Annotated in this window: 10 protein-coding genes; all 10 read right to left on the bottom strand. The window is 35.9% G+C overall.

Annotated elements, in window-relative coordinates; all coding sequences use genetic code 11:
- Window positions 1-50: 50 nt before the first annotated feature.
- The 10 genes from ACOOWA_RS01750 to dnaB all read right to left on the bottom strand — a co-directional run bounded on the left by ACOOWA_RS01750 (window position 51) and on the right by dnaB (window position 14,336).
- Entirely contained in the window at window positions 51-2,786 is a 2,736-nt protein-coding gene (locus ACOOWA_RS01750; protein WP_421372832.1) for a TonB-dependent receptor, read from the bottom strand.
- 212 nt (window positions 2,787-2,998) lie between these two features.
- Window positions 2,999-3,859, bottom strand: coding sequence for a carboxylating nicotinate-nucleotide diphosphorylase (gene nadC / locus ACOOWA_RS01745; protein ID WP_421372831.1), 861 nt, complete (start codon window positions 3,857-3,859; stop codon window positions 2,999-3,001).
- Entirely contained in the window at window positions 3,856-4,902 is a 1,047-nt protein-coding gene (locus ACOOWA_RS01740) for a PDDEXK nuclease domain-containing protein (RefSeq protein WP_421372830.1), read from the bottom strand. The genes nadC and ACOOWA_RS01740 overlap by 4 nt, the downstream gene beginning before the upstream one ends.
- Window positions 4,903-4,962: 60 nt before the next feature.
- A complete protein-coding gene (gene nadB / locus ACOOWA_RS01735) occupies window positions 4,963-6,540 on the bottom strand; it encodes an L-aspartate oxidase (RefSeq protein WP_421372829.1) in 1,578 nt (525 codons plus the stop codon).
- Window positions 6,541-6,570: 30 nt separating this feature from the next.
- Window positions 6,571-7,200 carry an NAD(P)H-dependent oxidoreductase gene (locus ACOOWA_RS01730; protein WP_421372828.1) on the bottom strand — a complete coding sequence of 210 codons (630 nt, stop codon included), beginning with the start codon at window positions 7,198-7,200 and terminating at the stop codon, window positions 6,571-6,573.
- Between the two features lie 128 nt (window positions 7,201-7,328).
- Window positions 7,329-8,234 (bottom strand): T9SS type B sorting domain-containing protein, encoded by a 906-nt coding sequence (locus ACOOWA_RS01725; protein WP_421372826.1) that lies wholly within the window; start codon window positions 8,232-8,234, stop codon window positions 7,329-7,331.
- An 85-nt stretch (window positions 8,235-8,319) separates the two neighbouring features.
- Window positions 8,320-9,603, bottom strand: a complete 1,284-nt coding sequence (locus ACOOWA_RS01720; protein WP_421372824.1) for a lectin-like domain-containing protein — start codon at window positions 9,601-9,603, stop codon at window positions 8,320-8,322.
- 191 nt (window positions 9,604-9,794) lie between these two features.
- Window positions 9,795-12,050 (bottom strand): lectin-like domain-containing protein, encoded by a 2,256-nt coding sequence (locus ACOOWA_RS01715; RefSeq protein WP_421372822.1) that lies wholly within the window; start codon window positions 12,048-12,050, stop codon window positions 9,795-9,797.
- A 154-nt stretch (window positions 12,051-12,204) separates the two neighbouring features.
- Entirely contained in the window at window positions 12,205-12,681 is a 477-nt protein-coding gene (gene rnhA / locus ACOOWA_RS01710; RefSeq protein WP_421372820.1) for a ribonuclease HI, read from the bottom strand.
- 77 nt (window positions 12,682-12,758) lie between these two features.
- Window positions 12,759-14,336, bottom strand: a complete 1,578-nt coding sequence (dnaB, locus tag ACOOWA_RS01705; protein WP_421372818.1) for a replicative DNA helicase — start codon at window positions 14,334-14,336, stop codon at window positions 12,759-12,761.
- Between the last annotated feature and the right edge of the window lie 115 nt (window positions 14,337-14,451).

The following is a 14,451-nucleotide window of genomic DNA, read 5'->3' as shown; positions in this document are numbered from 1 at the left end:
AAAATCCCAGCTATAAAGCCGGGATTTGGTGTTTAATAAGTTCTAAATTATTAGAATTTGAATGCAATTGATGCTGCCCAAGTTCTACCGAAACCAAAATAAACGGTGTTGGTAGTATCAAGTCCTTTATAGAAATTCAAAGGATTGTTGATGTAAGTGTTGTATAACGCTTGTGCTTGTGCATCTGTATTAGTAGAAGTTTTGAAATCTGCTACATCTTTTACGTGATTAGATGTTTTACCGTCTGAGATGTAAGTTGTGTCAAGTAAGTTATATATGTTACCTGTTAATACTAATCTCTGTCCGTTTCCTACTTTGAATGAATAAGATAAGCCTACATCAAACAAATTATAACTAGGATATTCTAAAGCTCCTTTCTTACCATTATTATTAGTAGATCCGTTAGGTTGAACGTAAATGTCACTGAAATTAATTAAACCGTAATAGTTTTCGTAGTAATTCCAAGTAGCGAATACGTTTAGGTCCTTAACTGGTTTTAGTGTAAATCCTAATGCAGCAGTAGTTTGAGCAGCATCTGAAATTTTCACTTTGTCTAATGCAAATTCTACTTCATTTTTACCATTTAATGAGATAGGAGTTCCGTTTTCGTCGTAAAGAGTTCCAGTTGCGTTACCTTTGTATTTCCAATCTCCGATAGAGAACATTGCATTGAAAGATAGGTAGTCTGTAGCTTTTACAGTTCCTTCAAATTCAATTCCCATGTGGATTTCATGAATGCCTGTTAAATTTGCAAAAGGTCTGTTGTAAAGATTTGTTCCTGTTGCTGGTAAACTAGGATTGATAGGAACTACAAGTCCTGTAAATCTTTGATATCTGTCTTTCCAAGAAGTGTAATAAGCATTCACGTTAGCGTTGAAAATTCCGCTTCTGAAACCATAACCTAATTCTGCAGAAGCAATTTTCTCATTAGTTAATAATGGGTTTACAATCTGCTGATTTCCTGTCGCTCTTCCATCTGGAGTATTAATCGCAGGGTTAACAGTAGCATTGTTTGGAGCAAGAGGTGAGTTGTAAACAGAGTTAAACAGTGGCTGTTTTTCGTAATATCCAACGTTTGCAAATACATTGTGCTGATCATTAATATTATAGTTGATACCAGCTTTAGCATTAAATCCTAAAAGGAATTTTGTATCTGTTTTAATATTTACCTTTTGACCTTGTTGAATGGTAACTCCGTCAATAATCCAGTTGTCAATTCTTTTGTAACCTTGTTCTGAAACTGAACCCTGCACAAACGCAGAGATATTATCATTTGAATATTCAAGTTGTCCAAAAAGTCCACCCCAAAGAACTTGACCATCATAGTTTCTGTAAACAATCTGGTTTTTATCTTTAACGGATTTTGCAAAAGGATTAGCTGAAGGCGCTGCATTTTGTACTAAAGTTACATCATAGCCTCCCGGATTATTCATATTATCTTTCTCAATATATTTGGTATTTCCCCAAAGATCTGTTAATACACCTGGGTGATAACCATAATAATATCTTAAATCAATACCCCCTGAGAAATTCCAGTTTTCATTGATTTTATGTTGAAAATTAGAAAGTAACCCATACCAGTCATGAGAATTGATACTCGCTCTTCTTGCAAGACCGTTGGTTCTTGTAACTATACCAGGTGTTTTATTTATTGCATTGATTCCTGTGTTATTTGCTACAGCAGGATTCCAGATTACGTTTTGCCCTTGATTCCATGCTTGAATGTCGTCAAATCTAATTAAACCGTCAGCAGTTTTAGGAAGGTTGTTGATACTTGTACCATTTATACTTCCGATAACTCCGGTTCCACCACCTCTTCCCCAAGATCCGTAAAGAACCGAAGATAATTTTGATCTCTCAGAGATTTTCCAATCCCAGTTTACTGATGCCACTGGTTTACTGTAGAAGTTAATAGATTGAGACATTACTTCATCATTCATATAGCCCCAGTTAGAGTTGTATCTTCTATTAGGATCATCTACCCCATTTCCATATTTAATGAAGTTTGCAATCGAACTCTGGAAGTTCTGCATATGCTTTTGAGGAGATCCTGTGAAAGTAAATTGGAAGTCGTGTTTCTCGTTTGGTTGATAACCTAATGCGAAATAGTAATTGTATGCTTCGAATTCTGAGCCATCAATATAAGTTGACCCAGCGGTTCTGGCCATTAAGAATGAAGTAGACCATCCTTTAGCTGACTTACCAGTATTATAAGAAAATAATGTTTTTAAATATCCATCATTACCAACTCCCAACATTACATTTCCTTCTTTCTTTTTATCTGCAGCTCTTGTTATAATATTTACAGTTCCTCCTACAGAGGCAATTGCTAATTTTGAAGAACCAAGACCTCTCTGAACCTGCATTGCTGAAGTTACGTCTGAAAGACCTAACCAGTTACTCCAATATACAGCTCCGTCTTCCATACCATTTACAGGTACCCCGTTGACCATTACAGCAGTATTGTTTGTATCAAAACCACGGATGTTCATACGTCCATCACCAAAACCTCCACCGCCTTTAGCTGAGTAGATTGATGGTGTAGATTTTAAAATTTCAGGAAACTCCTGGTTTCCTAATCTTTCAACAATTTGTGCTTCTTTTATTGTAGAAACAGCGACCGGAGTTTTTCTGTCTTTTGCAAGATCGGCAACACCTGTCAATACAACTTGCTCAATGTCCTTCGACCTTGTGTTTACAGTGTCTTGGGTCTGTTGTGCATAATAAACGCTAGCTGTAGAAAGTGAAATCATCACAGTTAGCATCGATTTGTTGATTAATTTCATAATCGTAAGTAATAGTTAGAATTATATTTTGTGCAAAAGTCGGCAAATAAAATTTAACTATTATTAACTGAATGTTAATTTTTAACTATTCTCAACAAAGCTTAACGCGTTGATATTCAGTATAAAATATAAAATATGAATTTTCATGTGAAAAAAATCATATTATTTAATTTTTAACAAATGGCTTCTGTTTTTATTAAAAATGTAATGATTTATTGATGCGCTTTCAGGCTTAAATCTATATTATCAGCCGAGTGTGTAAGCGCTCCTACAGAGATGTAAGTAACTCCTGTAGCAGCAATTTCTTTAAGTTGGTTTCTTGTAATTCCGCCCGATGCCTCACTTTCACAAGAACCATTGATGAGTTTTACTGCATTAGCCATCATGTCAACATCCATATTATCGAGCATAATTCTGTCAACTTTTGCATCGATGGCTTCCTGCACTTCTTCGAGATTGCGGGTTTCAACTTCTATTTTAAGTTTTTTCTTAGATTTTTTTACATAATCTTTTGCCATTTTTACTGCATTGGTGATGCTTCCGTTGTAATCGATATGGTTGTCTTTCAGCATGATCATGTCGTAAAGTCCGTATCTGTGGTTGGTTCCGCCACCGATTGCAACTGCCCATTTTTCACAAACCCTGAAGTTGGGAGTAGTTTTTCGGGTGTCTAAAAGTTTTGTTTTTGAACCAATTAAGCGTGAATCCCAATCATGTGTTAAAGTTGCAATACCACTCATTCTCTGCATACAATTCAAAACTAATCTTTCCGTTGAAAGAATCGATCTTGCGCTTCCTGTTACAATAAATGCAATGTCGCCTACTTTTGCCACTTCACCATCTTTGATGTAGTTTTCCACTTTTAAATTCTTGTCGAACGTCTTAAAAATAATTTCAGCTAATTCCACACCTGCCAAAATGCAGTTTTCTTTCACTAAAAGTTTTGCACTTTGCTGAAGGTCTTTTGGGATTGTAGACAGCGTAGAATGATCACCATCCTGAATGTCTTCTTCCAGAGCATTTTTAATGAACTGTTTTAAAACTTTATCGGTTGCGTAGCCTGGTCTTTTCATGAGTGTAATTTTTTTAATTCATTTTCAACTTCCTCAATGGATGGAAGGTGAGATTTGAAATTTTCGGGTAATATTTTTTTAAGTTCGTAGGAAGAAATTCCTAACGGTTTATGAAGATCTGTGAGAGAATATTCTGCTATAATTTCGTTTTTATCTTTGCAGATAATCATTCCAACTGTGGCATTGTCATTTTCATCTCTCATTTGTTTGTCAACGGCTGTTACATAGAAGTTTAGTTTTCCTGCAAACTCCGGTTCGAAATGTCCGGTTTTTAGTTCGATAACTACATATCTTTTCAGTTTAATATGATAAAAAAGTAAATCAATAAAAAAAGATTGGTTTGCTACGGAGATTTCTACCTGTTTTCCTACAAAAGCAAAACCACTTCCAAGTTCTATCAAAAATTTCGAAATGTTTTCGGTCAAAGCATTTTCTAATTCTCTTTCTTTGTAGTTTTCTGTAACGCTTATAAAGTCAAAAATGTAAGGGTCTTTTAATGTTTCCCTGATCAGATCACTTTCGTAGTCGGGAAGTGTGGTTGAAAAATTATTAATTGCCTTTCCTTGGCTTTCTATTAATTTCCCGGAAATCATATTTAAGAGAACGGCTCTGCTCCAGCCATTTTCAATTGTTTTTCTGATGTAAAAATGAGCTTCCTTTGAAGTTGAGCATTTAGTCATCATGGTAACATGATGCCCCCAAGGAATTAGAAAGATGTTATTCCTCAATTCGTCAACAACTTGTTGACGAATTTCATTGTCTTGATTATAAAAGAGATAGAATCTTTTGCAGTATTTTAAATTGCTTTCAGAAAAGCCTTTTATTTCTGGAAATTCTGAACGCAAATCTTTACTTAATTGAGCAAAAAAGCTAGAACCATACGTGTTTTCAAAATTTCGTTCAGAAATTTCTTTACCCAAATCCCAATACATTTCTATCAAAGCAGAATTCACCTGAATTGCCGCTTTGATCTGTCTTTGCTGAATTTTTTGTTTTAAATCTAAAATCCAACTGATGTATTGTTCATTGTTTTTTTCCAGCATATTCAAAATTTGTAGTAAACTTTAAATTTTACTTTTTGAGGATTTTAAATTAATAATCAATTATGCTTGAACTAAATCTTTATTATAAAAAGCTCCTTTATTCTGAGTCATTTCCATTGATTGAGTGATAATCAGATGAGCAACGGTTGTAAGATTTCTTAATTCTGAAAGTTGAGGTGAAAGAATAGAGTAGTGGTAAATCTCATCAACGGCAGCAGCGATTTCAGAATGTTTTCTCAAAGCCATTTTTAGTCTGCTGTTACTTCTTACAATACCTACCAAGTCACTCATCATTTCCTGAAGCTGTTTTCTGAGGTAAGAGACAATCACCATTTCGTCAATAATTTTCATTCCTTCTTCATTCCATTCCGGAACGGCTTTTAAATCATCAAAATTAAAATCATTTTCTTTTAAAAGCTCTACAGTTTTCATAGCAGCGTTATGACCGAAAACCAAACCTTCCAGCAATGAGTTTGAAGCTAATCTATTGGCACCGTGCAGTCCGGAATTGGTGCATTCACCAACTGCAAAAAGATTATTTAATGAAGATTGTCCGTCTTTATCAACCTCGATTCCTCCCATCAAATAATGACAAGCCGGAACTACCGGGATTAACTGCTTAAAAGGATCAACGCCTTCGTCTTTGCATTTTTTATAAATATTCGGAAAATGTTCGAGAAATTTTTCATGATCCATTTCACGACAATCAAGACCAACAAATTCGTCTCCTGTAATTTTCATTTCTGCGTCGATGGCTCTTGCAACGATGTCTCTGGAAGCCAATTCTTCTCTTTCATCATATTTGTGCATGAATTTTTCACCGCGTTTCGTTCTTAATTTCGCGCCATCGCCACGAACTGCTTCAGAAATTAAAAACAGCATTCCATCAAGTTTGCTGTACAAAGCAGTCGGATGGAATTGATAATACTGCATATTGGTCACTTTTCCTTTTGCACGGGCCACGAAAGCGATTCCGTCACCGGTTGCGATTGTTGGATTGGTGGTGTTTTTATACACATGACCAGCTCCGCCAGTTGCTGCTAAAGTGATTTTGGAAGTGATTTTTTTAATAGATTTAGATTTTTCATCTAAAATATAAGCTCCGTAACAATTAATCTCACCTTCATTTAATACTTTTCCGGGAACATGATGCTGCGTGATGATGTCGATAACGTAATGGTGATCGAGAATTTCAATGTTCGGACTGTTTTTTACGGTTTGAAGTAGAGCTCTTTCGATTTCAAAACCAGTGATGTCTTTGTGGTGAACAATTCTGTTTTCGGTATGACCGCCTTCTCTTCCAAGTGCAAATTCTCCGTTTTTCTTATCAAAATTTGCACCCCATTCAACGATTTCGTTAAATCTTGCGGGAGCTTCTTTTACAACCATTTCTACGACATCACGTTTATTTTCACCGTCTCCGGCTCTCATGGTGTCTTCTATATGTTTGCTGAAATTATCGTTTTTAGAGTCAGTAACGACCGCTAAACCGCCTTGAGCATATTTTGTATTGCTTTCGTCTTCATCAGACTTTGTTACGATGATTATTTTGGCATCGGGAAACTGTTCGGAAACTTTTATGGCATAAGACAACCCGGAAATTCCGGAACCAATCACTAATACATCCGCTTTTATCATATTCTTGCTTTAAGACAATCGTCTAAATAATTAAATAAATTTAAACAATTTTTCGTTTGGTTTTCTTACTTTTTTCAAGTGTTGGAAGTGGTCTTCTTCAGAGCGGTAACCTAATGCCAATGTGACGGTTACTTTTTCTTTTTCAGAATCGGTATCTAAAATCTCTTCAATTACATCTTGTCTGAAACCTTCCATCGGGCAAGTATCGATATTTTCAATAGCTGCAGCGTACATCATATTTGCCAAAACGATATAAGATTGTTTTTCTGCCCAGTTGAAAAGTTCGTCTGCATTTTTTTTAACGATATGCTGATTGATGCTGTTTTTAAATAAATCAAGCTTTTCCAGTTCAATATTTCTGACTTGCGAAATATGATTAAAATAACCATTGATGTAATTTTCTTCAATCATTTTTTTTGAAACAATCACCACCAAATGTGAGCAAGTGGAAATCTGTGAAGGATTGTAGAACGCAGGAATTAATTTTTCCTTCATTTCTTTGCTTTCCACCACCAATATTTTATAAGGCTGCAATCCTAAAGAACTTGCTGCCAATTTTCCTGATTCTAAGATGCTGAGAAGTGTTTCCCGGGGAATCATTAAATCAGGATTGAATTTTTTTACAGAATATCTTCTGCTTAAAGCTTCCAAATAATTCATAAAGACAAATTTAAGAATTGAAGCTGAATAAAGCCTGTTTTGTGCCAAAATTCTATTTTTATATTTTCCAAATAAAAAATCACTTCCCGAAAGAAGTGATTTAAAATTAAGTATAGTATGAAAAAAAATTATTCTCTGTTTTTTACCATAATCCAGCCGGATAATTTTACCGGGGTTCTGGTTTTGTTGTTTTCATTCCATGTTACAGAGTACCAGTAGCTTCCGGTAGGAACTTTTCTGCCGTTTGCAGTTCCGTCCCATCTGTAATTGTTGGTTTTATCACCTTGATGAAGTTTTGTTCCGTAACGGTCATACACATTAAACGTTAAATCTATTTTGCTCCCTAAAGCCGAATAGTCTATAATGTCATTAAGACCATCTCCATTCGGAGTAATTACATTGATGATGTTTGGTACGGTAACTTCTACTTCCATTGGCTCACAATCGTAAGAATCTTTCACATAAATTTTGTGCATTCCTCTTGATATCTGCTTGAAGATATTAGATTCCTGCCAATTTACCTTGTCTAGTGAGTACTGATAAGCCGGTGTTCCTCCGTTGGCATAAACTGTAATGGTTGTGGCATTTACATCAATTGAAGTAATGACAGGTTGTTCTGAAGCAAAAACTTTTACAGATTGTGTTGAGATACAATCTCCGGTTTTAAGCTTTACCCAATAAGTACCAACTCCTACATTTGAAATAGTCTGTGTAGTTGCTCCCGTGCTCCATAAATAACTGCTAAATCCCGTTCCGGCATCTAAAGTTGTCTTATCTTCTATACAAATAATTTTGTCTTTCAGAACGGTAGAATATACTGGCGGAATAACAATTAACGTCACTTTTGCAATAGCATAACATCCTGTTGTTGTATTTGTTACTTTAATGTAGATAACTCCGTTTGGTGCAATATAAGGTTGCGGCTGGGAAATCTGGTTAGTTCCGTTGATAGCATCCTGTAATGAAGGATAATAGGTTTTTGCAGTTCCCGTTTGTGTTGTTACAGTAGCTGTAGTAAGATTAAATGATCCCATCGATATATTATCCGGTAAGAAACATGTTCTTAATGTAGCATCGGTTACTACAACAACAGGCCGATGATTTAATGTGATAACTGCATTATCTGAACAACCTTGAGGAAGTGGTAACTTTTACATGTACTGTTCCGCCGTTTGCAGATGGGTAATTTGACCAGTTAAGGATTTCATTTGTTCCTGCATTAAGATTTGCCAATGAAGGATAATATTTTTTAACTACACCAGGAAGGTTGGTAACAGCAGCCGTACTTAAATCGAAATAGGCTACTCCCGCATTATTGTTATTACATGCTGTAATTGTTACATCATCTGCCGCAAAAGGACTTGGATTTAAAATAATTTTTCCGTCGCCATTATCACATAGTGTAGATGAAGGGTCTTTTACGACAACTGTAATTGTAGTGTTTCCTGAATACTGAAAATTTGTAGGTGCAGCAATAGGTACCGGGTTTCCTGCAACGTAATAAGTGATAATATAATTTGCAGGATTATTTACAAATTGATTCGCATATGCCGTTAAATCTACGAAACCAGTTCCTGTTGCCGGATTTGTACAAACAAAAGGTGTGACGCTATTTTGCAGAATCGGCACTTTATCAATAAATATTTTTGCATTTTTAATCGAGTGTCTTGCGCTTGCAGCCCCTGTACCCGCAGAAAAGCCGAAATACCCCTGAGTCATACCAACTGCTCCTCCGGTTGCTGTAAAAGATTGGTTCGTAATCACCACACCATCAATTTTGATCTGAATGATCCAGATATTAGGATTGGATGTACTTATTTCTCCATTTACTTCTACATGTTTATAATTAGGACCTACGAAAGGTTGTGTAGGATTAAGATCTGCAGAATGAAAAGTACTGTTTGCAGTCATATTGTATTCAATATTTGGGCTTCCTGCAGGTACATTATTGGTTCCGTAAAGAACGTGTACTTTGCTCATTTGTCCTTCTGTGGAATTATTGAATATGTCAAATGCAACCATTAATCCGTTTGCATTGGCCGGAATTCCTAGTCCGCCTCCTGTTGTAAATGCAGTTGGAGGATTTGAAAGATACCAGAATGTAAGACCGTCACCTCTTCCGTATGCAGTGGTTCCGTTTCCGTCGATTCTGAAATCAAACTCTACTTTCCATTTGTCGCAATATTTAAGATTGATGGGGTTTGATAGTTTAATGGCGCCAAACTGACTGATCTGATCAGCGGTAAGCTGTACGAAATCACCTGTCGCAGATGCTGAAGGAACAATGTCCCATCCTGTAGTATTGATTACAGGACTTCCTGTAAGCTGATAGGTTTGAGCTTTTAAATCTTGGTTAATGATTGATAAAACGAACAAAAAACTGAGGAGTAAAATTTTTTTCATTTTTAACTTAGTAGATTTATTGTTGGGTAAAATTATCTGTTTTTTTGCTTTAAATAGATGAAATTAAGATGATAAAGTATCTATAGAGTACTTAAAATATCATTTGTAAAGAATGGATCTTGATGTTCTATTATTGTTTTTTTAAATATAAAAATAAAAATGCACCACCTTAATAAAGCGGTGCAGAATTTTTATTCTCTGTTTTTAACCAATACCCATCCATTGTATTTTGCAGGGGTATTGTTTGCGTCATTTTCAGTCCATGTAATGGTATACCAATAAGTACCTGTAGATAATTTTTTACCTCCGGACATTCCATCCCAAGTGTAGTTTCTCAATTTATCTGCTTGATATTTAAGGTTTCCATATCTGTCATACACTGTAAAGACAAGATTTTTCTTGTAAGCCAGTGCAGTATAGTCGATAAAATCATTTACGTTATCGCCATTAGGAGTAATTGCGTTGATGAGATTCGGAACTGTAATTTGTACATGTACAGGTTCGCAATTGTAAAAATCCTTTACAAAAACTTTATTTTCGCCGCGTGGTACTCCTTTAAATATATTAGAATCTTGCCAGTTTATTCCGTCTAAAGAATATTTGTAAGGAGCCGTTCCTCCCAAAACATTTACAGTGAGTGTATTGTTGCTGATGTCAATAGTAGAAATGACAGGGTTTGCGGCCATTTTCACATTTACAAATTGTATAGTAAAACAGTTTCCTGTTTTTAATATCACGGAGTAATTTCCAATAGGTACTCCCACAATAGATTGAGTTGTTGCTCCGGTGCTCCACAGATAGCCTGCAAAACCTGGCCCCGCGTCTAGTGTGGTTCTTTCATTAATACAGATTATTTTGTCTTTTAATACTGATGATGTGACAGGAGTAACTACTTTAAGTGAGATTTTCTTAATGACAAAACAATTGTTTGTGTTGGTTACTTTTACATATACGTCTGTGTTTCCACTGATGTAAGCAATAGCCGGGATAATTTCATTTGTACCACTTAATGCATTGGCCAAAGAAGTGTAGAATTGTTTTGTAATTCCTGTATCTGTGGTAACATTAGCCGTTGTTAGATCAAATGTAGCTGTTGCAGGATTTGTTTCATTAAAGCAGGCTTCTAAAATTGCGTCTTTTACTACAGGAAGCGGGTGAAAGCCTAGTGTAATTTCAGCATTGCCTGTACATCCTTGCGGAGTGGTAACTTTTACATACACTTTTCCGGGAGCAGAAACATACGCCGTGAAATTTGTAATCTCATTGATTCCTGCGTTCAAATCTGCTAAAGTTCTGTAATATTTTTTGGTAGCACCAAGAACTCCTGTTACATTTGCTGTACTCAGATTATAGGTTGCAGTTGATGCGCCATTGTTATTACATTCTAAAAGTGTAACGTTTGTAGCGGTAAATGGAGCGAGATTAAGTTGTATTACTCCATCGGGATTATCGCAAAGCAAAGCTGAATTGTCTTTAATAATAACATTCACCGTTGTATTTGCATTAAACTGAAAAGTAGTTGGACTTCCTACAGGAGTACCTCCAACTAAATAAGTGAATGTGTAATTTGCCGGGTTTGCCACAAACTGAGAATTGAAAGAAGTTAAATTCACAGTTCCAAAACCTGTTGACGGATTAGGACATAAAGACTGAGAAACCGATGGCTGCAATAAACTTACTTTGTCGGTATAAATTTTTACATTTTTAATTGAATGTCTAGATCTGTTTCCTCCTGTAGAAGCCGAAAACCCAAAGTACCCTTGTGTCATAGCTGCAGCAGCTCCGGATGCAGTAAAAGATTGATTACAGATCGTGTTTCCGTCAATTTTTATTGTGATATTCCAAGTATTGGGAATTGATGTGTTTACAGCTGCATTTACTTCAACATGTTTGAAAGTGGTTCCCTGAAAAGGAAGAGTGGTGTTCATATCCGGTGAATGGAATGAACTTCCTGCAACGTTGAAAAATTCTACATTATTGGTGTCTGTTGTATTTACGACCTGCCCATAAGCAACGTGCACTTTACTCATCACCGCAGTAGTCGTGTTATTATAGCTGTCAAAACCAACAATGAGACCGACTGCATTTTGTGACACACCAAGACCAGAACCAAGAACGCTCGCTACAGGAGGATTGGCTAAATACCAGAAAGCAAGACCATCTCCGTTAGCAGTTTGGTTAGAATCCATTCTGAAATCAAATTCAACACGCCATTTATCACAGAATTTCAGATTAATGGGGTTGTTTAGCCTGATAGAACCCGACTGATTGTTGGTATCCGGAGTTAACTGAATAAAATCTCCAGTAGTTCCCACAACGGTGGGTGACACCATAGTCCATCCTGTCGTAGAAATGGGATTTCCTGTAAGCTGATAAGTTTGAGAAGACAGTTTTCCGGAAACAAAAAGTATAAAAAGGCTAAAATAAAAGAGTAGTTTTTTATTCATTTAATAGGATACTTAAATTAGACGTGTAAAGATATTAAATCTTAGCTAATAAATATCTATAACCTGTTAATTTTGTAAAAAGTTTGATTATTTTGTAATAAAAATTAGTAATGATAACAAAAAGTTGAATATGATATACCTTGTCATAGTTTTTTCAAAATAAAGAATTGTTTTCAAGGCTTTCAAAATAGGCGTCTACTTCAAGGTTTGGTGAATTTGAGGCTGCAACGGCGAGTTTATCACAAAGTTCATTTTCAAAATGTCCTGCATGGCCTTTCACCCAATGCATTTTTGGCTTGTGCTGATTATAAAGAACGATAAATTTCTTCCAAAGATCAGGGTTCTTTACATTTTTCCAGCCTCTTTTAATCCATCCTGAAATCCAGTTTTGATTGATGGCATCAGAAACATACTTGCTGTCTGTAAAAATATGAATGTCATTTTCCGCGGATTTTAGTTTTTCCAACGCAATAATTACCGCCAAAAGTTCCATTCGGTTGTTGGTCGTTTTTCTAAAACCTTTGGAGAATGTTTTCTGATAATTTTTTTCAGGAACTTTCATTAGAATTCCATAACCTCCTTTTCCGGGGTTTCCGCTACAGGCTCCGTCTGTATATATTTCGATTCTCATTGAGATTGAGGATAAGGTTGAGGTTAATTACTAGTTAGATTAAATTTTTGCCTTAATCTAAATCTTAACCTAAATTATTAAAAAGGAAAATCTTCTTCATCATCAAGATCATTCATAGAAGATCCTGAAAGTTTTGAAGTATCCGGTAAATCGAAAGCTGCTCCCGGTTGAATAGTTGTCTTAATTTTTTCAAACCCACTTGGTTCACCCATAGGATTTGAATATCCCAATCCGTTTGTGGCTTCTTCAATATTTCCAAATTTTGCAAAATGTTTTAAGAAAGATAATCTTACATCTGCAGTAGCACCGTTTCTGTGTTTTGCAATAATTAATTCTGCCTGGTTTTCAGTAGAAGTTTCTGCTCCTTCTTCATCGTTATCCCAAACCGTAATTTTGTAATACTCAGGTCTGAAAATAAATGAAACAATATCTGCATCCTGCTCAATTGCTCCGGATTCTCTCAAATCTGAAAGCTGAGGTCGTTTTCCCGGGCGGGTTTCCACGCTTCTTGAAAGCTGGGAAAGTGCAATTACAGGTACATTCAGTTCTTTCGCAATGGCTTTTAATGAGCGGGAAATCATCGAAATTTCCTGTTCACGGTTTCCGCTTCCTTTTCCGCCACCACCTGCAGTCATCAGCTGGAGATAATCGACCATGATTAATCTTACACCGTGTTGCATTACGAGTCTTCGGCATTTTGCCCTAAAGTCAAATATAGAAAGGGAAGGAGTTTCGTCAATATATAATGGTGCGTTTTCCAACTCAGAGACATTCGAAAATAATCTTTGCCATTCTTCGTCGTCTAATGTTCCTTTTCTTAGTTTTTCTGATGAAATTTTTGTTTCGGAAGCAATCATTCTGGTGATGAGCTGTACCGATGCCATCTCTAGTGAGAATAATGCCATCGGAATTTTATACTCCACTGCAATGTTTCTCGCCATTGAAAGAATAAAAGCGGTTTTCCCCATCGCAGGACGCGCTGCAACAATAATAAGGTCGGAATTTTGCCAACCTCCGGTTTCTTTATCAACATCTCTGAAACCGGATGGTACACCCGAAATTCCTTCTTTGTCTTTTAAAGATTTAATGATGTCAATCGCTTCTTTTACTAAAGTATTAGCGGTGTCGAAACCTTTTTTGATGGTTCCGTTGGTGATTTCAAAAAAAGATTGTTCGGCTTTATCTAAAAGTTCAAAAACGTCGGTCGATTCTTTGTAAGAAGTATCGATCACGTTTGCTGAAACATTAATTAAACTTCTTAAAATATATTTTTCAAGAATAACACGTACATGATACTCGATATGTGCTGATGAACTTACTCCCATGGTAAGCTCGATAATGTAATGGTCTCCTCCTGCAGAACTTAGTTTGTCTGTCTTTTTCATTTCCTGAATGACAGTCATGATGTCAACAGGCTGGTTTCCTTCATAGAGTTTTAAAATTGTAGCAAAAATAACCTGATGTCTTGGGTCGTAGAAAACTTCCGGGGTAAGTAGATCAATAGAATAGTCCAGTCCTTTTTTGTCAATTAAAAAAGTACCGATTACCAATCTTTCAAAATCTACAGCATTAGGAGGCATTTTTCCATCTGCAATCGACAATTCTCTAGCAAAGTTTCCTTGTGTAAGAGAGGAGAGTGTTTCTTTCTGCGCCATGTTGCAAAGATAGTTTTTTTAGAAAATAATTTTGAAATAGTAACTAACAATTCTATGGAAAACATACAGCAACTGCGGTAAACAGAAGAGGTTCAGTGTTAATAAAAAAAATCAC

Origin of the sequence: Chryseobacterium sp. GP-SGM7 (genome assembly GCF_049166575.1) — a bacterium.
Taxonomy (GTDB): domain Bacteria; phylum Bacteroidota; class Bacteroidia; order Flavobacteriales; family Weeksellaceae; genus Chryseobacterium.
This window is presented reverse-complemented; position numbering and strand designations above follow the sequence as displayed.

Excerpts from the sequence above, each read along its gene's own strand:
- ACOOWA_RS01750 (WP_421372832.1), bottom strand. The coding sequence starts at position 2,786 with ATGAAATTAATCAACAAATCGATGCTAACTGTGATGATTTCACTTTCT.
- rnhA (WP_421372820.1), bottom strand. The coding sequence starts at position 12,681 with ATGAGAATCGAAATATATACAGACGGAGCCTGTAGCGGAAACCCCGGA.
- ACOOWA_RS01740 (WP_421372830.1), bottom strand. The coding sequence starts at position 4,902 with ATGCTGGAAAAAAACAATGAACAATACATCAGTTGGATTTTAGATTTA.
- ACOOWA_RS01725 (WP_421372826.1), bottom strand. The coding sequence starts at position 8,234 with ATGGGATCATTTAATCTTACTACAGCTACTGTAACAACACAAACGGGA.
- ACOOWA_RS01720 (WP_421372824.1), bottom strand. The coding sequence starts at position 9,603 with ATGAAAAAAATTTTACTCCTCAGTTTTTTGTTCGTTTTATCAATCATT.
- nadB (WP_421372829.1), bottom strand. The coding sequence starts at position 6,540 with ATGATAAAAGCGGATGTATTAGTGATTGGTTCCGGAATTTCCGGGTTG.
- ACOOWA_RS01715 (WP_421372822.1), bottom strand. The coding sequence starts at position 12,050 with ATGAATAAAAAACTACTCTTTTATTTTAGCCTTTTTATACTTTTTGTT.
- dnaB (WP_421372818.1), bottom strand. The coding sequence starts at position 14,336 with ATGGCGCAGAAAGAAACACTCTCCTCTCTTACACAAGGAAACTTTGCT.
- ACOOWA_RS01730 (WP_421372828.1), bottom strand. The coding sequence starts at position 7,200 with ATGAATTATTTGGAAGCTTTAAGCAGAAGATATTCTGTAAAAAAATTC.
- nadC (WP_421372831.1), bottom strand. The coding sequence starts at position 3,859 with ATGAAAAGACCAGGCTACGCAACCGATAAAGTTTTAAAACAGTTCATT.